21 protein-coding genes, 1 tRNA gene and 1 pseudogene are annotated in these 17517 nt (G+C 71.9%); 15 read left to right on the top strand and 8 right to left on the bottom strand.

What is annotated here, in order from left to right; translation table 11 throughout:
* Positions 1 to 6: 6 nt before the first annotated feature.
* Positions 7 to 558 carry an isochorismatase family protein gene (locus tag QM779_RS08250; protein WP_428534066.1) on the bottom strand — a complete coding sequence of 184 codons (552 nt, stop codon included), beginning with the start codon at positions 556 to 558 and terminating at the stop codon, positions 7 to 9.
* Positions 555 to 1944 (bottom strand): annotated as a pseudogene (locus QM779_RS08245) (nicotinate phosphoribosyltransferase). Before QM779_RS08245 ends, QM779_RS08250 begins: the two are co-directional and overlap by 4 nt.
* A 139-nt stretch (positions 1945 to 2083) precedes the next feature.
* On the opposite strand from QM779_RS08245, the gene clpS reads away from it, so the two are divergent.
* From clpS to QM779_RS08220, 5 genes are all read left to right on the top strand, one after another.
* Positions 2084 to 2314, top strand: coding sequence for an ATP-dependent Clp protease adapter ClpS (gene clpS / locus QM779_RS08240; RefSeq protein WP_428538366.1), 231 nt, complete (start codon positions 2084 to 2086; stop codon positions 2312 to 2314).
* Positions 2314 to 2871, top strand: a complete 558-nt coding sequence (locus QM779_RS08235) for a DUF2017 family protein (RefSeq protein ID WP_428534064.1) — start codon at positions 2314 to 2316, stop codon at positions 2869 to 2871. The genes clpS and QM779_RS08235 overlap by 1 nt, the downstream gene beginning before the upstream one ends.
* A 69-nt stretch (positions 2872 to 2940) precedes the next feature.
* Positions 2941 to 3180 carry a FeoA domain-containing protein gene (locus QM779_RS08230; RefSeq protein WP_428534062.1) on the top strand — a complete coding sequence of 80 codons (240 nt, stop codon included), beginning with the start codon at positions 2941 to 2943 and terminating at the stop codon, positions 3178 to 3180.
* Positions 3177 to 5198 (top strand): ferrous iron transport protein B, encoded by a 2022-nt coding sequence (gene feoB, locus QM779_RS08225; RefSeq protein ID WP_428534060.1) that lies wholly within the window; start codon positions 3177 to 3179, stop codon positions 5196 to 5198. The genes QM779_RS08230 and feoB overlap by 4 nt, the downstream gene beginning before the upstream one ends.
* Complete coding sequence (locus QM779_RS08220) at positions 5195 to 5464, top strand: hypothetical protein (protein ID WP_428534058.1); 270 nt, start codon at positions 5195 to 5197, stop codon at positions 5462 to 5464. Before feoB ends, QM779_RS08220 begins: the two co-directional genes overlap by 4 nt.
* A gap of 264 nt (positions 5465 to 5728) precedes the next feature.
* Here the strand turns inward: QM779_RS08220 and QM779_RS08215 are convergent, their stop codons facing one another.
* Complete coding sequence (locus QM779_RS08215) at positions 5729 to 5890, bottom strand: hypothetical protein (protein WP_428534056.1); 162 nt, start codon at positions 5888 to 5890, stop codon at positions 5729 to 5731.
* 80 nt (positions 5891 to 5970) lie between these two features.
* On the opposite strand from QM779_RS08215, the gene murI reads away from it, so the two are divergent.
* The gene (gene murI, locus QM779_RS08210) at positions 5971 to 6777 is read left to right on the top strand and encodes a glutamate racemase (protein ID WP_428534054.1); all 807 of its coding nucleotides are present in this window, start codon (positions 5971 to 5973) and stop codon (positions 6775 to 6777) included.
* 118 nt (positions 6778 to 6895) lie between these two features.
* Here the strand turns inward: murI and QM779_RS08205 are convergent, their stop codons facing one another.
* The gene (locus tag QM779_RS08205) at positions 6896 to 7072 is read right to left on the bottom strand and encodes a hypothetical protein (RefSeq protein ID WP_428534052.1); all 177 of its coding nucleotides are present in this window, start codon (positions 7070 to 7072) and stop codon (positions 6896 to 6898) included.
* A 98-nt stretch (positions 7073 to 7170) separates the two neighbouring features.
* On the opposite strand from QM779_RS08205, the gene rph reads away from it, so the two are divergent.
* The 8 genes from rph to QM779_RS08165 all read left to right on the top strand — a co-directional run bounded on the left by rph (position 7171) and on the right by QM779_RS08165 (position 13801).
* A complete protein-coding gene (gene rph / locus QM779_RS08200) occupies positions 7171 to 7920 on the top strand; it encodes a ribonuclease PH (RefSeq protein ID WP_428534050.1) in 750 nt (249 codons plus the stop codon).
* Positions 7917 to 8555 carry an RdgB/HAM1 family non-canonical purine NTP pyrophosphatase gene (rdgB, locus tag QM779_RS08195; RefSeq protein ID WP_428534048.1) on the top strand — a complete coding sequence of 213 codons (639 nt, stop codon included), beginning with the start codon at positions 7917 to 7919 and terminating at the stop codon, positions 8553 to 8555. The genes rph and rdgB overlap by 4 nt, the downstream gene beginning before the upstream one ends.
* A gap of 22 nt (positions 8556 to 8577) precedes the next feature.
* Complete coding sequence (locus QM779_RS08190) at positions 8578 to 9372, top strand: thymidylate synthase (protein WP_428534046.1); 795 nt, start codon at positions 8578 to 8580, stop codon at positions 9370 to 9372.
* Positions 9373 to 9382: 10 nt separating this feature from the next.
* Positions 9383 to 9868 carry a dihydrofolate reductase gene (locus tag QM779_RS08185; protein ID WP_428534044.1) on the top strand — a complete coding sequence of 162 codons (486 nt, stop codon included), beginning with the start codon at positions 9383 to 9385 and terminating at the stop codon, positions 9866 to 9868.
* Complete coding sequence (locus QM779_RS08180; RefSeq protein ID WP_428534042.1) at positions 9868 to 10524, top strand: hypothetical protein; 657 nt, start codon at positions 9868 to 9870, stop codon at positions 10522 to 10524. The genes QM779_RS08185 and QM779_RS08180 overlap by 1 nt, the downstream gene beginning before the upstream one ends.
* Positions 10525 to 10526: 2 nt before the next feature.
* A complete protein-coding gene (locus QM779_RS08175) occupies positions 10527 to 11849 on the top strand; it encodes a DNA polymerase IV (protein WP_428538363.1) in 1323 nt (440 codons plus the stop codon).
* 584 nt (positions 11850 to 12433) lie between these two features.
* On the top strand, positions 12434 to 13675 hold the full coding sequence (locus QM779_RS08170; protein ID WP_428534040.1) for an MFS transporter: 1242 nt from the start codon (positions 12434 to 12436) through the stop codon (positions 13673 to 13675).
* A 43-nt stretch (positions 13676 to 13718) separates the two neighbouring features.
* Positions 13719 to 13801 (top strand) — tRNA-Leu (locus tag QM779_RS08165).
* A gap of 202 nt (positions 13802 to 14003) precedes the next feature.
* On the opposite strand, the gene QM779_RS08160 is transcribed toward QM779_RS08165, so the two are convergent.
* Positions 14004 to 14273: a hypothetical protein gene (locus QM779_RS08160; protein WP_428534038.1), complete on the bottom strand. Its 270-nt coding sequence runs from the start codon at positions 14271 to 14273 to the stop codon at positions 14004 to 14006.
* A gap of 145 nt (positions 14274 to 14418) precedes the next feature.
* Here QM779_RS08160 and QM779_RS08155 point away from each other — a divergent pair, with 145 nt between their 5' ends.
* A complete protein-coding gene (locus tag QM779_RS08155; RefSeq protein ID WP_428534036.1) occupies positions 14419 to 15630 on the top strand; it encodes a tyrosine-type recombinase/integrase in 1212 nt (403 codons plus the stop codon).
* Position 15631: 1 nt separating this feature from the next.
* Here QM779_RS08155 and QM779_RS08150 read toward each other — a convergent pair whose 3' ends face one another.
* The 3 genes from QM779_RS08150 to QM779_RS08140 form a co-directional block, all read right to left on the bottom strand.
* Entirely contained in the window at positions 15632 to 16453 is an 822-nt protein-coding gene (locus QM779_RS08150) for a hypothetical protein (RefSeq protein WP_428534034.1), read from the bottom strand.
* Positions 16450 to 16770 (bottom strand): hypothetical protein, encoded by a 321-nt coding sequence (locus QM779_RS08145; RefSeq protein ID WP_428534032.1) that lies wholly within the window; start codon positions 16768 to 16770, stop codon positions 16450 to 16452. Before QM779_RS08145 ends, QM779_RS08150 begins: the two co-directional genes overlap by 4 nt.
* Positions 16771 to 16944: 174 nt before the next feature.
* A complete protein-coding gene (locus QM779_RS08140) occupies positions 16945 to 17433 on the bottom strand; it encodes a terminase small subunit (protein WP_428534030.1) in 489 nt (162 codons plus the stop codon).
* Between the last annotated feature and the right edge of the window lie 84 nt (positions 17434 to 17517).

Here is a 17517-nt window from a genome sequence, read left to right as displayed (position 1 = left end):
CGCAGGTCAGGCGACCTCCACCCCGGCCTCGGCGAAGTCGGCCAGCGTGGTGTCCAGGCGCTCAGGAGCGACGGCGGCGGTGAGGTCGAGCAGGACGCGGGTGGCCAGGCCGGCGCCGGCGGCGTCCAGCGCGGTCGCGCGGACGCAGTAGTCGGTCGCGATGCCGACCACGTCCACCCGGTCGACCTCGTGGTCGGCCAGCCACTCGGCCAGCCCCTCGCCGTCGCTGGCGCCCTCGAAGCCGGAGTACGCGGCCGCGTACTCACCCTTGTCGAACACGGCTTCGAAGGACGTGCCCGCCAGCGCGGGGTGCAGCTCGGCGCCCGGGGTCCCTGCCACGCAGTGCACGGGCCACGAATCGACGTAGTCGGGATGTGCGGAGAAGTGCGCGCCCGGGTCGATGTGGTGGTCGCGCGTCGCCACGACGTGGTCGTAGCCGTTCCCTCCCGCGACGAGGTCGGCGATCCGGCCCGCGACGGCGGCACCGCCGGCGACGGCCAGCGACCCGCCCTCGCAGAAGTCGTTCTGCACGTCGACAACGATCAGCGCGCGGCTCATCGGGACGCCTCCTTCTTCTCCGCCGGGGCGTACGGGTTCTCCGCCGGGTCGCCGTCGTCGTCCAGCATGATCGTGGGCAGCGCCGGCTCGCCGCGGCTCATCTTCAGCGCCTCCAGCGGCAGCTCGGCACGCACGGCGCGGTGCCGCTCGCGGGCGGCCTCCAGGGGTTCGCGCCCGATCGGCTTGCCCTTGGCCATCAGCTGCACGAGCAGCGGACGGTCGTTGCCGTCGTCGACCGGCGGCGCGCCGATGCCGACCACCTCCGCCTGCGCCCTGCCGTTCGGGCCGATCCGGCGCAGCGCGTACTTGCGGCCGCCGATCGACCCCTTGCCGGTGCTCTTCTTCGCCACCGGCAGCAACTCCGCGTCCTTGGCGTCGCTGGTGGCGCGGGCGACGAGCTTGTAGACGAAGCCGCAGGTGGGCGCCCCGGAGCCGGTGACCAGCGACGTCCCGACGCCGTACCCGTCGACGGGCGCGCTGCGCAGCGCCGCGATCTGGAACTCGTCGAGGTCGGACGTGACGATGATCCGCGTCTTCTCCGCTCCCAGCGAGTCGAGCAGCTTGCGGACGTCGGTGGCCAGTTCGGCCAGGTCGCCGGAGTCGAGCCGGATCGCGCCGAGCTTCCCCTTGCTCAGCCGGACGCCCGTGCGGACCGCCGTCTCGATGTCGTAGGTGTCGACCAGCAGCGTGGTGCCCTTGCCGAGCGCCTTCAGCTGGGCGGCGAACGCGTCCTCCTCGCTGTCGTGCAGCAGGGTGAACGAGTGCGCGGCCGTCCCGGTCGTGGGGACGCCGTACGCGCGGCCCGCCTCCAGGTTGGACGTGGCCGAGAACCCGGCGACGTAGGCGGCCCTGGCCGCCGCGACCGCCGCGTACTCGTTGGTGCGCCTGCTCCCCATCTCGATGCAGGGGCGATCGCCCGCCATCAGGGTCATCCGGGACGCGGCGGCGGCGACCGCGCAGTCGTAGTTGTAGATGCTCAGCAGCACCGTCTCCAGGATGCAGGCCTCGGCGAACGTCCCCTCCACGATCAGCAGCGGCGAGCCGGGGAAGTAGCATCTCACCCTCCGGGTAGCCCCACACGTTGCCCTTGAACCGGTAGTGGCTGAGCCAGTCGGCCAGGTCGGTGTCGATCACGTTCTGCTCGAGCAGGTAGTTCAGCGTGGCCTCGTCGAACCGGAACGCCCGGATCGCGTCCAGCGCCCGTCCGACCCCGGCCACGACGCCGTAGCGCCGCCCCTCCGGCAGGCGTCGGGCGAACAGTTCGAACACGCCGCGACGGAACGCGGTCCCCGAGCGGAGCGCCGCCCGCACCATCGTCAGCTCGTAGTGGTCGGTCAGCAGCGCGGTGCTCGCACGAGCGCCGAACGGCGTCGTCTCCAGGGTCATGGGGCCACAGTAACGGGTGGCGCCACCGTCCGGACTGCCGGGTTCGGGGCCATGCCAGAATGGCCGGGTGGCAGGCGAGAACGAACCCGGCGCGCCCGGCGGCGCGACCGCCGTCTCCGAGCGGCCGGCGCCCACGGCACTGACCGGCTGGGTGACCATCGTCTGGGACGACCCGGTGAACCTGATGAGCTACGTGACGCACGTGTTCTCCACCTACTTCGGCTACGCGGAGGACAAGGCGACCGACCTGATGCTGCAGGTGCACAACAACGGCAGGGCCGTCGTGTCCTCCGGCGCGAGGGAGCAGATGGAGACCGACGTGGACGCCATGCACGGCTACGGGCTGTGGGCGACGCTGGAGCAGGCCTGATGCGCGACTTCAAGCGGTCGGGACCGACGATCCTGATGAAGCTCACCGACTACGAGGCCACCCTGCTGGAGTCACTGGTCGAGCAGTTCGCCGGCCTCCTCGAGGCGGACGAGGAGGGCGCCGTCCCGTTCGACGACCCGTTCGCGCGCTGGCAGGCCGAGCTCGACGGCGAGGACGTCCTCGACCGTTCCGACCCGGTGATCCAGCGGTTGTTCCCGGACGCGTACGCGTCCGACCCCGAGGCGTCCGGAGAGTTCCGTCGGCTCACGCAGGCGCGGCAGCGCACCGAGCGCCTCGGCCAGACCGAGGTGGTGCTCTCCGCGCTGCGCGACTGCGATGCCGGCAAGCACCCGGTGCAGGTGCGCGTGATCGAGTTCGACGCCTGGCTGAAGACCCTCACTGCGGTGCGGCTGAGCCTCGCGGTCCGGCTGGGCATCGAGACCGCCGACGACGCCGAGGAGCTGGACGCGCTGCCGGAGGACGACCCGCGCAGCTACATCTACCGGGTCTACGAGTGGATCGCCTACCTCACGGAGAACCTGCTCGGACTGCAGTGACCGCGTCCGTCACGACGCGTTCTCCGAGACGGGATGCGCGGAATATTCGGTAAGGCTAACCTTACGTATATGTACGTAGGCATGGACCTGTCCCGGGCGCCCCTGAACACCGCCCTCACGCTGACCGGCTCGGACGCGCCGGACAGTTCCCGCCGACGGCTCGCATCCCTCGGACTGCGTCCCGGCGCGACCTTCTCCGTCCTGCAGCGCACGGCCGGCGGCGGCCGCGTCGTGCTGGTCGGCGGATCCCGGATCGCGCTCGGCTCCCAGCTGCTGCCGCAGCTCCACGCCGAGGTGGTGGCGCGATGACCGCCACAGAGCAGGCCCGCGGTCGCATCGTTCTCGCGCCCTCGGCGAAGGCATGCTGCCAGGCCGGCGGGGGAGAGGGCGCCGGCGCCGGCGCGCCGGTGATCGCCCTCGCCGGGGCCCCCAACACCGGCAAGTCGACCCTCTTCAACGGCCTCACCGGCGCGCGGGTGACCATGGGCAACTGGCCCGGCACCACGGTCGAGGTGTCCCGCGGCGTGTGGCGGGCGACGAAGGACTCCGCACCGTGCTCCTGCGAGGACTGCGACTGCGGCTCCGGCGGCCCGCTGGAGATGACCCTGATCGACCTCCCGGGCGCGTACTCGCTCGACCCGCACTCCCCGGACGAGGAGCTCACCCGCGACCTGCTCGTCGGCGGGCCGGAGGACGAGCGTCCCGACCTGGCCGTCGTCGCCTGCGACGCGTCCCGGCTGGCCAGCAGCCTGTACCTGGTCGCACAGCTGCGCGAGCGCGGGATCCGGATGGTCGTCGCCCTGACGATGCTGGACGTGGCCGCCAAGCGCGACGTGCAGATCTCGGCAGCCAAGCTCGCCCACGCCCTCGGCTGCCCGGTGGTCGGCATCGACCCGCGCCGCCGGACCGGCCTGGACCGGCTGGCGAGGACCGTCCGCGCCACCCTGCTGCAGCCGGTGCCCGCGGCGCGTCCCACCCCGGCGACGACGGACTCGCTCGAGCTCGACGACGACCGGTTCACCTGGATCGCCGCAGCCGTCGAGGCCGGCACGTCCACCCCGGTTGCGCAGAAGGCGACGCTGTCCGACAAGGTCGACCGCTGGGTGACCGCCCCGGTGGTCGGCCCGCTGTTCTTCCTCGCGGTGATGTGGGGGGTTTTCGAGGTCACCACCGCGGTGGCCGCCCCGTTCCAGGACCTGCTGGACGGGTTGTTCTCCGGCCCGGTCACCGACGGCGCGACCTGGCTGATCGGGGCGCTCGGACTCGGCGACACCTGGGTGCAGGGCCTGGTCGTGGACGGGCTGATCGCCGGCGTCGGCATGCTGCTCACGTTCGTCCCCCTGATGACGCTGATGTTCATCCTGCTGGCGCTCCTGGAGGACTCCGGTTACCTCGCCAGGGCCGCCGTCGTCACCGATCGCCTGATGCGCTCGATCGGCCTGCCCGGACGGGCCTTCCTGCCCCTGATCGTCGGCTACGGCTGCAACGTGCCGGCCATCAGCGGTACCCGCATCCTGCCGAACGCCCAGCACCGCATCCTGACCGCACTGCTGGTGCCGTTCACGTCCTGCACGGCCCGGCTGACGGTGTTCGTGATGATGGGCGCGGTCTTCTTCGGCCCCTACGCCGGCACGGCCGTGTTCGGCATGTACCTGACCTCGATCGTGATCATCGTGCTGGTCGGGCTGCTGCTGCGCGGGACGCTGTGGAAGGGCGAGCCGATCGAGCCGCTGGTGATCGACCTGCCTGCCTACCAGGTGCCGACGCTGCGCCTGACGGCCTCGGTGACGTGGGTGCGGCTGAAGGGCTTCCTGCAGACCGCGTCCGGCATCATCGTGGCGACGGTCGCCGCGGTGTGGCTGCTGCAGTCGATCCCGACCCAGGCGGGCGAGCAGTTCGGCGAGGTGCCCGTGCAGGACTCGGTGTACGGCGTCGCCGCGCAGGCGATCTCCCCGGTGTTCGCGCCCGCCGGGTTCGGCTCGTGGGAGAGCACGTCGACGCTGGTGGTGGGCTTCGTCGCCAAGGAGGCGGTGATCTCCTCCTGGGCGCAGACCTACGCCGTCGCAGAGCCGGAGGAGTCCGACCAGCCCGGCGACCTCGGCGCCGCCGTGATGAAGACCTTCACCGAGTCGTCCGGGGGGCACCCGATCCCTGCCGCGCTCGCGTTCATGGTGTTCCTGATGGCCTACACCCCGTGCGTGGCGACCCTCGCCGCGCAGTGGCGGGAGATCGGCCCGAAGTGGACGCTGTTCGGCATCGGCCTGCAACTGGTGACCGCATGGGTGCTGGCCGTGGCGGTGTTCCAGGTCGGAAGGCTGTTCTGGTGAGCGGCCCGCTCAGCTCCGTCCTCGCCGAGGTAGCGGCGGGGACGCCGACCGTCGTCGAGATGGCCCGCCGCACCGGCCAGCCGGAGACCGTCGTCCGGGCCGCCATCGACCACCTCGTCCGCACCGGACGCATCGAGTCGGTCGCCGTGCCGATCGGCTGCCCGCCGTCCGGCTGCGGCGGCTGCGCCGCTGCCTCCGGTGGCTGCGGGCAGGCCCCCGGCCAGCGGTCGCTGGTCACGCTCTCGCTGAGCCGCCGCGTCGCCTGAGTGCCCGTCGGGCTGGGCGCGCACGCCGGCTCCGGCGTCGATGAGATCCCGGCCTTCGCCGGGATGACGGGTGGGGGGATCGCGTCCGTCGCGTCGCGTGGGTGCCCGTGGGCCCGGGTGCGCACGTCGGGTTCGGGCGTCGCTGAGATCCCGGCTTTCGCCGGGATGACAGGTGGGGCGGGCGCGCGCATGCCGGCGCGTTCTTGTCATCCCGGGCTTGACCCGGGATCTCGTCGTCCCGTCACCGGGACGGTCGGCGTCGGGCTACCAGATGTCGGGGGGCTGCCTGCGGTCGGGCGGCGGCTCGTTCGCCGGTCTCGGGGACGTCCAGCGCTGCCACTGCCCGGCCACCGCGCGGCGGCCGTCGTCCAGGGCCCGGAGCGCGCGCAGTGCCAGCCGGGTGGCGTCGATCGGTTCGGGGCCCATCCGCGTCCTTCCTGAGTGGTCTCCAGTGTGCCGCGACGCGGATTGGTCCGCAGCGTGCCGCGAGCCTAGAGTCTTGGCTCGTGACCGCTACCGATGCCCCGATCGGGGTTTTCGACTCCGGGTTCGGCGGGCTCACCGTCGCCCGGGCCCTGTTCGACCAGTTGCCCGGCGAGGACATGGTCTACCTCGGCGACACCGCCAGGGCCCCGTACGGCACGAAGACCATCCCCGAGGTGCGCGAGTTCGCGCTGGAGTGCCTCGACTACCTCCACGCAACCGGCGTCAAGGCGCTGGTGATCGCCTGCAACTCGGCGTCCTCCGCGGTCCTGCGGGACGCACGCGAGCGCTACGACGTCCCGGTCGTCGACGTGATCCTCCCCGCGGCCCGACGCGCGGTGCGGGCCAGCCGGAGCGGACGGATCGGGCTCATCTGCACCGAGGCCACGGCCACGTCCGGCAGCTACGACGACGCCCTCGCCGCCGTCCCTGGGGTCGAGCTGATCACCGAGCCGTGCCCGTCCTTCGTCGAGTTCGTGGAAGCGGGGATCACCGGCGGCCCCGAACTGCTGGACGCCGCCCGCAGCTACCTGCTGCCGCTGCGCGAGACCGGCATCGACACGCTCATCCTCGGCTGCACGCACTACCCGCTGCTGGCCGGCGTGATCTCCTACGTGATCGGCGACGACGTGACGCTGGTGTCCTCGGCGGAGGAGTGTGCGAAGGAGGTCTTCGCCACGCTGACCGATGCCGACCTGCTGCACGACGGCCCTCGTGAGCCGGAGCGCCGCTTCCTCACCACGGGCAGCCCCGAGCTGTTCGCCGGGATCGGCCGCCGCCTGATCGGCGGCTTCATCGACGAGGTCGAGCAGGTCTACACCGTCGGCTGAACCGTCGCGGGGTCGACTGCCCTGGCCGGCTGGCCGTGACGCGATCCCGCCACTCCTGGCGTCCCACCCGTCACAGGTGTCACGATCCGGCCATCCCGTGGCCGGATCGCGTCAGGGGTCAGCGTCCGAACATCCCCAGGAGCCCCTTCGGCTTCGCCGCGGCGAGCTGCTCGGGCGTGTGCTCGCCCCCGCACCACTGGTCCGCGGGCACGACGGCCTTGACCTGGTCGATGTGCTGGCCACACCCGGCCCAGGTGGTCTTGCCGCAGACGTTGCAGGTGACCGGACGACACATGTGCTGACTCCTCTGGTTGACGCACTCCACGATACCCTAGGGGGTATCCACGGAGGCAACTCGACACCTCAACGGTACGCACCGCTGCCCGGGCCGCCGTGTCGGCAGCCCCCGGTAGGGTGCTGGTCGTGAACAGAGCTGATGGCAGAACCCCGTCCGAACTCCGCCCCGTGCGGATCACCCGCAGCTGGCTCGACCACGCCGAGGGCTCCGTGCTGGTGGAGTTCGGCGCGACGCGTGTCCTGGTGGCCGCCTCGGTGACCGAGGGTGTGCCGCGGTGGCGCAAGGGCAGCGGCCTGGGCTGGGTGACCAGCGAGTACGCGATGCTCCCGCGGGCCACCCACACCCGCAGCGACCGCGAGTCGGTGAAGGGACGCATCGGCGGCCGCACCCACGAGATCAGCCGCCTGATCGGACGCAGCCTGCGCTCGGTGATCGACTACAAGGCGCTCGGCGAGAACACCATCGTGCTCGACTGCGACGTGCTCCAGGCCGACGGCGGCACGCGGACGGCGTCCATCACCGGCGCATACGTCGCTCTCGTGGACGCGGTCGCGTGGCTGCGCGGACGCGGCGCGCTGGCCGGCGAACCGCTGACCGGCACCGTCTCGGCGGTCTCGGTGGGCGTGGTCGACGGCACCCCGATGCTCGACCTGTGCTACACCGAGGACTCCGGCGCCGAGGTCGACCTCAACGTGGTCGCCACCGGCGCGGGGGAGTTCGTCGAGGTGCAGGGCACCGCCGAGGGCAAGCCGTTCGCCCGCCCCGTGCTCGACGAGCTGCTCGACCTCGGCCTGGCCGGCTGCGCGCAGCTGGCCGCGATCCAGCAGGAGGCTCTCGCGCGATGAGCATCGTGGTGGTCGCCACCCACAACGCGAAGAAGGCGGCCGAACTGCACCGCGTCCTCGCCGCCGCCGGGGTGGACGCGGACGTCCGCGGCCTGGACGCGTTCCCCGCCTACCCCGAGCCGGCCGAGACCGAGCGCACCTTCGAGGGCAACGCGCTGCTCAAGGCGCGGGCGGCGGTCACCCACACCGGGCACGTCGCGGTCGCCGACGACTCCGGCCTCGAGGTCGACCTGCTGAACGGCATGCCCGGCGTCCGCTCGGCCCGGTGGTCGGGTCCGGAGGCGACCGACCAGCGCAACCTCGACCTGCTCCTCGCCCAGCTCGCCGACACCGCGGAGGCGGAGCGCACCGGAAGGTTCGTGTGTGCGATGGCTCTGGTCACGCCGGAGGGCGAGGAACACGTGCTGCGCCGCACGATGGAGGGCCGCCTCGTCCTGGAGCCGAGGGGGACCAACGGGTTCGGCTACGACCCGATGTTCGTCACCGAGGGCAACACGGTCACGAACGCCGAGCTCACCCCCGAGCAGAAGGACGCGATCAGCCACCGCGGCCAGGCCGTCCGGGCCATGGTGCCGGTCCTGCGCGACTACCTCGCCACAGCACCCCGTCCCGGCGAAAGCCGGGATCTCCCCTGACCACAGCGCTCCAGGAGACCCGATGAAGCAGTACCTCGACCTGCTCGACCACGTGCTCACCCACGGCGTGGAGAAGTCCGACCGCACGGGCACCGGCACGCGCAGCGTGTTCGGCTACCAGATGCGGTTCGACCTCAACGAGGGCTTCCCGCTGCTCACCACCAAGCGCCTGCACACCCGCAGCATCTTCGGTGAGCTGCTTTGGTTCCTGCGCGGCTCGACCAACGTGGGGTGGCTGCATGAGAACGGCATCACGATCTGGGATGAATGGGCGGACGCCAACGGCGACCTGGGCCCGATCTACGGGTACCAGTGGCGGTCGTGGCCCACGCCGGACGGTCGGCACGTCGACCAGATCAAGGGCGTGATCGAGTCGATCCGCACGAACCCGGACAGCCGTCGCCACATCGTCAGCGCCTGGAACGTGGGCCAGCTCTCGGAGATGGCGCTGCCGCCGTGCCACGCGTTCTTCCAGTTCTACGTCGCGGACGGCAAGCTCAGCTGCCAGCTGTACCAGCGGTCGGCCGACATCTTCCTCGGCGTCCCGTTCAACATCGCGTCCTACGCGCTGCTCACCCACCTGGTCGCGCAGGTCGCCGGGCTGCGCGTCGGGGAGTTCGTGCACGTCCTCGGCGACACGCACCTGTACAGCAACCACCACGAGCAGGCGCGGCTCCAGCTCACCCGCGAGCCGCGTCCGCTGCCCCGGCTGGTGCTGAACCCGGACGTGACCGAGATCGACGCGTTCGAACTGTCCGACATCGAGGTCGTCGACTACGACCCGCACCCGGGCATCAAGGCCCCGATCGCGGTGTGAGGAGCGGACCGTGCAGCTGATCGCCATCGCCATCGTCGACGCCCACGGCGTGATCGGGGACGGGGAACGCCAGCCGTTCGAGATCGCCGAGGACTGGGCGCGGTTCAAGCGGGTCACCAGCGGCCACGTGATGATCATGGGCCGTCGCACGCAGGACGCGATCGGACGCTGGCTGCCGGGTCGGTCGACGATCGTGGTGACCAGCCGCCCGGAGTCGGTCGAGCTGCCCACCGACGGCCGCGCGCAGGGCTATGCGGTGGGCTCACTGGAGGACGCTCTCGCCCTCGCTGGCACCCTCGACGAGGTCGTCTTCGTGGCGGGTGGCGGCAGCATCTACCGGCAGGCCTGGCCGCTGCTCACCGACCTCGACCTCACCGAGGTGCACGCCGAGGCGGAGGGCTCGGTGCGCTTCCCGGACGTCGACCCGGCCGAGTGGGAAGAGGTGTCCCGCGAGCCGCACGACGGCTTCGACTTCGTCCACTACCGGCGACGCTGATGTTGGTGCCCGCCCGCATCGCGCAGGGCGTCCGTGAGGGCACGATCACCCTGGCGTTCCGTCGCTGGGAGCAGCCACGCGTCCGGGTGGGCGGGACGCAGCTGACCACGGCAGGCATCGTCCGGTTCGAGGCCGTCGAGGAGGTGCTCGACCCGGGTGACCTGACCGAGGACGACGCCGGAGCGGCCGGTTTCGCCGACCTGGCCGCCCTGCGCCGGCAGCTGTACCCGGTGGCCGCGGGCGGCGCCCCGTCCGCCCCCGGGGAGCACGGAGGGCTGGCGCCACGAAGGGCCGGGCCGCGCGCCAGCAAGGGCGGCGACCACGTGTACCGCGTCCAGCTGGCCTGGGTGGGGGAGGATCCCCGGGTCGCGCTGCGCGCCGACGTCCCTGATGCGGAGGACCTCAACACGCTCACCGCGGCCGTGGCGAAGCTGGACGCGGGCAGGCGCAGCGGCCCGTGGACGCGTCCGATCCTGGAGTGGATCCGGGACCATCCCGGGGTGATCTCGACCGAGCTCGCCGCGCTGCTGGGCCGGGAGGTCGCGCCGATGAAGGCCGACATCCGCCGGCTGAAGGCGCTGGGGCTCACCGAGAGCCTGCGGGTGGGGTACCGGCTCTCTCCGCGCGGCGTCGCCTACCTCGAATCGCTGGAGTGAGGGTGCGCCCCCAGGCCTCGATCATGCACCTCGACCTGGACGCGTTCTTCGCCGCGGTCGAGCAGCGCGACAAGCCGTCGCTGCGCGGCAAACCGGTGATCGTGGGCGGCATCGGCCTGCGCGGCGTGGTCTCCACCGCGTCGTACGAGGCGAGGACGTTCGGCGTCGGCTCGGCGATGGCGATGAGCGAGGCGCGCCGCCGGTGCCCGAACGCCGCGTTCCTGGGCGGGCGCTTCGATGCGTACCGGGAGGCCAGCGCGATCGTGATGGGGCTGCTGCGCGAGCTGTCGCCGCTGGTCGAGCCGCTGAGCCTGGACGAGGCGTTCGTCGACCTCGCCGCGGGGCCGGAGCGTCCGCTCGAGGACGGCGCGCTGGTCGCGCTCGCGCAGGACCTCAGGGCGCGGCTGGCGGAGGCGACGGGCGGGCTGACCGCGTCCGTCGGCCTGGGCAGTTCCAAGTTCATCGCCAAGGTGGCCAGCGAGCTGGCGAAGCCGAACGGGGTGCGGCTGGTGGCGCCCGGCACCGAGGTCGAGACGATCGCCGTGCTGCCGGCGCGGGCGATACCCGGGGTGGGGCCGGCGACGATGGACCGGCTGTCGCGGCTCGGCGTCCGGACGGTCGCCGACCTTCAGCGGTTGACGCTCGTCGAGATGGTCCGCGAGCTCGGGAAGGCGGGCGGCGAGCACCTGTTCGCCCTGGCCAGGGCCGACGACGACCGGGCGGTGGAGCCGGAGCGGGAGACGAAGTCCATCTCCGTGGAGGACACCTTCGAGCACGACATCGCGGACGCAGGGGTGCTGGCGGGGATCGCGGACCGGCAGGCCCAGCAGGTGGCGGAGCGGCTCGGGAAGGCCGGGCTGTTCGCGCGGACCGTGACGGTGAAGGTGCGCTGGCCGGACTTCTCCTCCGTGAGCAGGTCCCGCACGCTCGACGGAGCGACCGACCGGGCCGAAGTGGTCTCGCAGATCGCCCGCAACCTGCTCGACGGGCTGGAGACGAGCCAGGGCGTCCGGCTGCTGGGGGTGGGGGTGTCGGGGCTGGTCGAGGTCGCGCAGGAGCCGCTGTTCGACCTCGAAGTGGCCGCGGTCGGCCGGGTCGTGGAGGAGGCGCAGGCGCCGCTGACCCGGCGTCCGTCGGGCTGGCTGCCCGGCAGCGACGTCGTCCACCAGGCCTTCGGCCGTGGCTGGGTGTGGGGTTCCGGCCTGGGCAGGGTGACCGTCCGCTTCGAGACCGCGGAGACGGGCCCCGGCCCCGTCCGCACCTTCGCCGCCGATGACCCGGCGCTCACCCCCGCGCCTTCACTCGCCGCCGCCGATCCTTCGTGAGGGCTTCCGGTCACTCGCGAGGTGGCCGCTGGCGGCGGCCCTTCGTGACGGTTCCGCGGTTCGTTCCTCACCGCGGACCCTCCTCACGGACCGTGAAGCACTGTCGTCCGAGAGGCGTGGCCCCTCTCCTTCTGCGGCGGTCGCTCCTCCCATCGAGGGCCGTCGTTGATGCCCGAGGGCCACTGCTCCCGTCGAGGGCCCTTGTCCGGACAGGAGCCCTCGACCGGAACGGTGGCTCTCGGCGACGACGGGGCCCTCGACGTCCGGGCACGAGGGCGGGACCTTCGCGTGGCGGTCTGTACGTCGTGGTGTCGGACCTCGCAGCGATTCGACCCCTCGGAGGAGCTGAGGCGGGCCCTTCGTGACGGTTCCGCGGTTCGTTCCTCACCGCGGACCCTCCTCAGGGACCGTGACGCTGTCGTCGCTGTGGCTGTTCGTCCTTGTCGTCGCGGCGCCCGTGCGTTCCTTGTCATCCCGGGCTTGACCCGGGATCTCGTCCCCGGCGAACCATCGGTTGCCGCGAACCCACCTGCGGCCCCCGAGGCGAGCCCCGCGTGGGGCGCCGGCACCGCTAGGGTCGCCGCATGCCGTCACCGCTGACCTTCGTCGCCACCCGCCGCGCGTGCTACACGGGCTTCGTCGTGCAGGCGATCGTCAACAACATCGCGCCGCTGTTGTTCATCGTGTTCCATACGCAGTTCGCGATCCCGGTGGCGGAGTTGGGTGGGTTGGCCGCCCTGAACTTCGGCGTCCAGCTGCTCACCGACCTGGCCGCGATGAAGGTGGTCGACCGGGTCGGCTACCGGCGTCCGGTGCTGCTGGCACACGTCCTCAGCGTGGTCGGCCTCGTCCTGCTGGCCTTCCTGCCGGGGATCGCGCCCACGCCGTTCCTCGGACTGGCGGCTGCGGTGGTCGTGTACGCGATCGGCGGCGGCCTGCTGGAGGTGCTGATGAGCCCGGTCGTCGAGCACCTGCCGTCCCCCCAAGAGGCGAAGGCCGCGGGCATGGCGATGCTGCACTCGTTCTACTGCTGGGGACAACTGGCGGTGGTGGTGGTCACGACCGGCCTGCTCGCCGTGTTCGGGATCGGGCTGTGGCCGCTGCTGCCGGTGTTCTGGGCGATCGTGCCGCTGGCGAACCTGCTGGTGTTCGCGCGGGTGCCGTTCCCCGACACCGTCCCCGACGAGCACCGGACGCCGATCCGCTCGCTGCTGGGGACGCCGCTGTTCCTGTTCGGCCTCGTCCTGATGTTGACCGGCGGCGCGGCGGAGTTGACGATGTCGCAGTGGTCGTCGTTCTTCGCCGAGCAGGGCGTCGGCGCGAGCAAGGCGGTCGGCGACCTGCTCGGGCCGGGCCTGTTCGCGCTCCTGATGGGCGTGAGCCGGTTCGCGTACGGAATGTGGGGGCAGCGGTTCTCTCTGGAGGACCTGCTGGTGGGTTCCGGCGCGGGCGCGGCGGTCTGCTACGTCGTGGCTGCGACGGCGCCCGTCCCTGCGGTGAGCCTGCTGGCCTGCGCGCTGTGCGGGCTGTTCGTCGGACTGCTCTGGCCGGGGACGTTCTCGCTCACGTCGGCGCGGTTCCCGCTCGGCGGCGCCGGCATGTTCGCGCTCCTCGCCCTGGCCGGAGACGGTGGGGGGACGCTGGGGCCTTGGGTCGCGGGCGTGCTCGCCGAGCTGGCGTCCGGCCCGCTCGCACCGCTCGCTGCTGTCCTTCCTGCTGACGGGGACAGCGGGTTGCGGACAGCCCTGCTGCTGTGCGCGGTGATCCCTGCGGTCTTCGCCCTCACGGTCCTGCGGGTGCGCCGCCCGATCCCCGTGGCTGCCTGACGCGGGCTGGCGTGGCCGCCCACTACACTCCTCGGGTCGGTTGGCCGGAGTGGTGGAATTGGCAGACACGCGGGATTTAGGTTCCCGTACCCACTGGGTGTGAGGGTTCAAGTCCCTTCTCCGGCACGCAGGTAACATGACTCTGACAAGGCTATATGCCGAGACTGCCGGGCTTCCGGTTAGGTCTGCACAACATCTGCACAACAATCGGTCATTCCTGATGGCCTCGTGTGCCCCTTGGGCCACCTTTGGTGACTCGCCAGCCCTCTGGGGAGGCTGCCCCAGCGATCAGCGTTTTCCAAACGGAAGCGTCGGCTAGGTGGGGGCGCTAGTCGGCGAACTCGGCGCGCAACTCATCACTCACCCATGTCACGAACAGCGGTCGAGCCTCGTTGGTGTGCCGCTCGCCCCGCAGGTGGTTCTCCTGGCCCAGGAAGTTGATCATGTTCCGCACGGCCGTCTCGTCGAGGTCGACGGCCGCGGCGATGCCCTGTGCGGAAGGACTGTGGCCGGCGTCCAGCTGGGCGATGACTTCGCGGACCACGCGGGATAGCTGGTCTTCGGGGTCGGTCGCTGCGTCGGTGGCGGGGTCGGTCATGAGGCTCCTTTGGCGTCCTTGCTGGTGACTGTGACGGTATCGCCATCGTGTGCGTGGTGCTGCCGATCTGGTGCTGTCGGCTCCTCGGCGTGCTGCACTCTGGTGCTCTTTCGATGGGTGTTGGTTGGCGGGCACGATGTCGTCCATGGCGACTCTTGACGTGCTGACTGCCCGACTTCCGGTCGACGAGGTCGGGCGCCCCGCAGCTGACACGGCACCTGTGGCGCGGTGGGCGAAGGCGGTCGACTTGTGCCGGGCGGGCCTCCTGTTGGACGGGTACAGCCCGTCGACGGTGGAGCGGGTGTGCAAGCAGGTGGCCCGGTTCGGCCGGGAGTGCGGGTGGGCGCCGTGGGACGTGGACGCCGCCACGGTGGCCGGCTGGCTGGACCGCCTCGAGTGCAGCACGAGGCAGGGTTACGTGTACCGGACGTCGTTGAGGACGTTCTACCGGTGGGCGCTGCGGACGGGGCGGGTGCGGGTGGATCCGACCGCGGAGACGTCGCGGTTGGCGAGCGAGCGGCTCGCGCCGGACGCCTGGCACGCCGCGATCGAGGCGTACACCCGGCACCTGGCGGCGCAGCAGCTGACCGTGCAGACAATCCGTCTGCGCCGCTACCAGCTGGTGCGACTTGCCGACGAGCTCCCGGCGTGCGGGCCGTGGGACGTCACCACCACGGACCTGGTCGAGTGGCTGGCCGGGCATCGGTGGGCGCGCGGGACGACGTACAGCTACCGGGCGGTGTTGCGGTCGTTCTACGGCTGGGCTCGCGACGCCGGCCTGGTCGAGACGGATCCGGCGGCGGCGCTGCCGTCGGTTCGGCTCGCGCCGAAGATGGCCCGGCCGGCACCCGAGGCGAGCTACCGGGAGGCGACCAGGAAGGCCGCTACCGAGGCTGAGCGGCTCATGCTGCGGCTCGCACACGACCTCGGGCTGCGGGCCGGCGAGATTTGCCGGGTTCACACCGAGGACGTTCAGCCGGGGATCGAGGACGCCGGCTTCTGGCTTCAGGTCGTGGGGAAGGGCGACCGGGTCCGGTACCTTCCGCTGCCGGATGACCTGGCACGGGGGCTGCAGACGCTGCCTGCGGGCTGGGTGTTCCCCGGACGCGGGCCGGACGGCCACCAGGCTCGCGCCACAGTGACACGGAAGCTGTCCCGGTTGCTGCCCGACCAGTGGACGGCGCACACGCTGCGGCACAGCTTCGCGACCCGCGCATATGGCGTCGATCACGACGTGTTCACGGTGCAGCGGCTCCTCGGCCACGCCCGATCGGAGACGACGCAGATCTACGTGCAGGTGCCCGAATCGCGGATGCGCGCCCTGGTCAGTGCGGCTGCCGGCTGCTCCCAACCGTGACCTATCCGGTCTGGGCGTGGGCGGAGCGTCCGAGGATCCTCTTGGCGTCGGCGAGGTAGTACAGGCCGCGTCCGTGCGGGTCGGTGCCGGCCCGGGTGATCAGGCCGCGGTGTTTCCAGGTGCGGATCGTGCCCGGGCTCATCTGCAGCACGGCGCCGATGGCGCGGGCGGTCATGGGTGGTTGCCGCCGTCCCAAGTCTCCGAGCCCGGTCCGCGGGGTGTAGTCGCGTCCGCAGCCGGGGCACTTCCACCAGGTGGCTTCGTCTTGGGGTTCGAGGTGTTGTCGGCAGTCGGCGCACCGGGGCCGGAATGGTCGCTTCCCGGTCACGGCCTGGTCGAGCTGGTCGGCGATCACGAACAGGTCGCGGGCCAGGATCGGGGCCCAGCCCTGGGCCAGGATGAACGGGAGCAGCTGGGCGAGCCAGCGGCTGGCCTCCTCGATCGTGGCGGCCGGGCTGGCCGGTGTCGGCGGGGTCATGGATCGGGCCCGCATCGCCTCCTCGACCACCCGCTGCCACCAGGCGAGCGCGGGCCGGACGCCCAACCTGGCGATGACCGGTCGGCCGCGCGGGTTCAGCTGGTCGGCGCCGGTCTTCCAGGTGTCGTCCTGCAGATGCACGACGGCCAGGTTGACCAAGGCACGGCTCCCGAACCGGTGCGTCAGCGGCGCGTCGTTCGGCTCTCCCTGGTCGGATCGGCTGGCGGGGTCGCCCGGATCCGGCAGCCGTCCGAACAGTGCCGCGATCGAGCCGACATCTGCCGGGTCGAGAATCAGGCGCAGCCGCTCCACCTCCTCTGCGGTGAGCGGCTGCAGCGGCTTCACTGAGCGGTTACCTGGGCCAGTCGTTGCCGGGCGGTGGAGAGCAGCTGGCCCAGCGCGAGGAGGTCGTCGGTGCCGAAGCTCGGATTCTCCTCGAGGCCGCCCAGCCAGACGCGCGTGCGGCCCGGTGTCGCGGTGCCGTCCTCGTCGAGCTCGTCGACCCGGGAGAGCTCGGCGACCACCTGGCGGCCGTCAGCCAGGGTCGCGAGCCCGATGCCGGCCTGGTGTGTCCAGGTGCCGACGAGCTCGGCGGCGTCGCCGGACGGATCGTGGGCAGGGTCGGCGCGCTGGTCGCACCAGGATGGGCAGGTCGTGGTCATGCGGCCCATGGTGCCCGGGCGTCTCGATCCACGAAAGTGCACCGCAGTGCATCACGCTGAGAGGGCCGAGGTTGCCCGCTGAGCGTCCGGGCCGTGATCCCGGCGGTAGACACGCGGCCATCGGTCCCGGACAGCCACCGGACAGCCTCGCCAGCCCTCTGCCCATTCCACGATCTACTCCTCGCCGAGCTGGGCGCGCAGCGCTGCCAGTCGCTCCTCGTCGGTCGCCGGCTCGGCGGGAGCCTCGTCCGGGGCGGCAGGCTCGGGCGCTGCCCGCTCCTTCGCCCTGCGGGCTCGGGAGCGCGGCGTGAGGCCGAGCTCCTCGCTCAGCCGCAGGTAGTGGGCAGCCGACACGTTGTCGAGGGAGCCGCCAGCGTCCACACCGCCCCGGCCGGCCAGCCGGTCCAGCCGGTCAGCCGCGGCGCGCAGCGCCTCCACCGCGCCGGCGTCCGCCTCCGTCAGCCACGGCGCCGCCGCGGTCAATGCCTTCTCGGTCGCCTGCCGGATCGGGCCGCGCCTCGGACGCCGAGCGGCCTCACGCAGGCGGTCACGCCGCTCCATCAGCCGCAACGCCAGCTCGGCCGCCTTCACGTCGCCAGCTGCCGCCTTCGGCGCCAGGCCCACCAGCGCCGCGTCGATCCACGCCACATCACCGGCAGCCACACTCAACGCCCCCTCACTCACGCCCGGACGGGGCGCCTGCCGGCCGATCCCAGCCAGCAGGCGCCCCGCATCCCGGAAGGACTC

Source organism: Propionicimonas sp. (assembly GCF_049840635.1).
Classification (GTDB): domain Bacteria; phylum Actinomycetota; class Actinomycetes; order Propionibacteriales; family Propionibacteriaceae; genus Propionicimonas.
The sequence above is the reverse complement of the archived record's forward strand: the minus strand, read 5'-3'. Positions and strand labels throughout refer to the sequence as shown.

Excerpts from the sequence above, each read along its gene's own strand:
- QM779_RS08250 (WP_428534066.1), bottom strand. The coding sequence starts at position 558 with ATGAGCCGCGCGCTGATCGTTGTCGACGTGCAGAACGACTTCTGCGAG.
- QM779_RS08235 (WP_428534064.1), top strand. The coding sequence starts at position 2,314 with ATGCGCGACTTCAAGCGGTCGGGACCGACGATCCTGATGAAGCTCACC.
- QM779_RS08230 (WP_428534062.1), top strand. The coding sequence starts at position 2,941 with ATGTACGTAGGCATGGACCTGTCCCGGGCGCCCCTGAACACCGCCCTC.
- feoB (WP_428534060.1), top strand. The coding sequence starts at position 3,177 with ATGACCGCCACAGAGCAGGCCCGCGGTCGCATCGTTCTCGCGCCCTCG.
- QM779_RS08215 (WP_428534056.1), bottom strand. The coding sequence starts at position 5,890 with ATGGGCCCCGAACCGATCGACGCCACCCGGCTGGCACTGCGCGCGCTC.
- QM779_RS08205 (WP_428534052.1), bottom strand. The coding sequence starts at position 7,072 with ATGTGTCGTCCGGTCACCTGCAACGTCTGCGGCAAGACCACCTGGGCC.
- rdgB (WP_428534048.1), top strand. The coding sequence starts at position 7,917 with ATGAGCATCGTGGTGGTCGCCACCCACAACGCGAAGAAGGCGGCCGAA.
- QM779_RS08190 (WP_428534046.1), top strand. The coding sequence starts at position 8,578 with ATGAAGCAGTACCTCGACCTGCTCGACCACGTGCTCACCCACGGCGTG.
- QM779_RS08180 (WP_428534042.1), top strand. The coding sequence starts at position 9,868 with ATGTTGGTGCCCGCCCGCATCGCGCAGGGCGTCCGTGAGGGCACGATC.
- QM779_RS08170 (WP_428534040.1), top strand. The coding sequence starts at position 12,434 with ATGCCGTCACCGCTGACCTTCGTCGCCACCCGCCGCGCGTGCTACACG.
- QM779_RS08160 (WP_428534038.1), bottom strand. The coding sequence starts at position 14,273 with ATGACCGACCCCGCCACCGACGCAGCGACCGACCCCGAAGACCAGCTA.
- QM779_RS08155 (WP_428534036.1), top strand. The coding sequence starts at position 14,419 with ATGGCGACTCTTGACGTGCTGACTGCCCGACTTCCGGTCGACGAGGTC.
- QM779_RS08145 (WP_428534032.1), bottom strand. The coding sequence starts at position 16,770 with ATGACCACGACCTGCCCATCCTGGTGCGACCAGCGCGCCGACCCTGCC.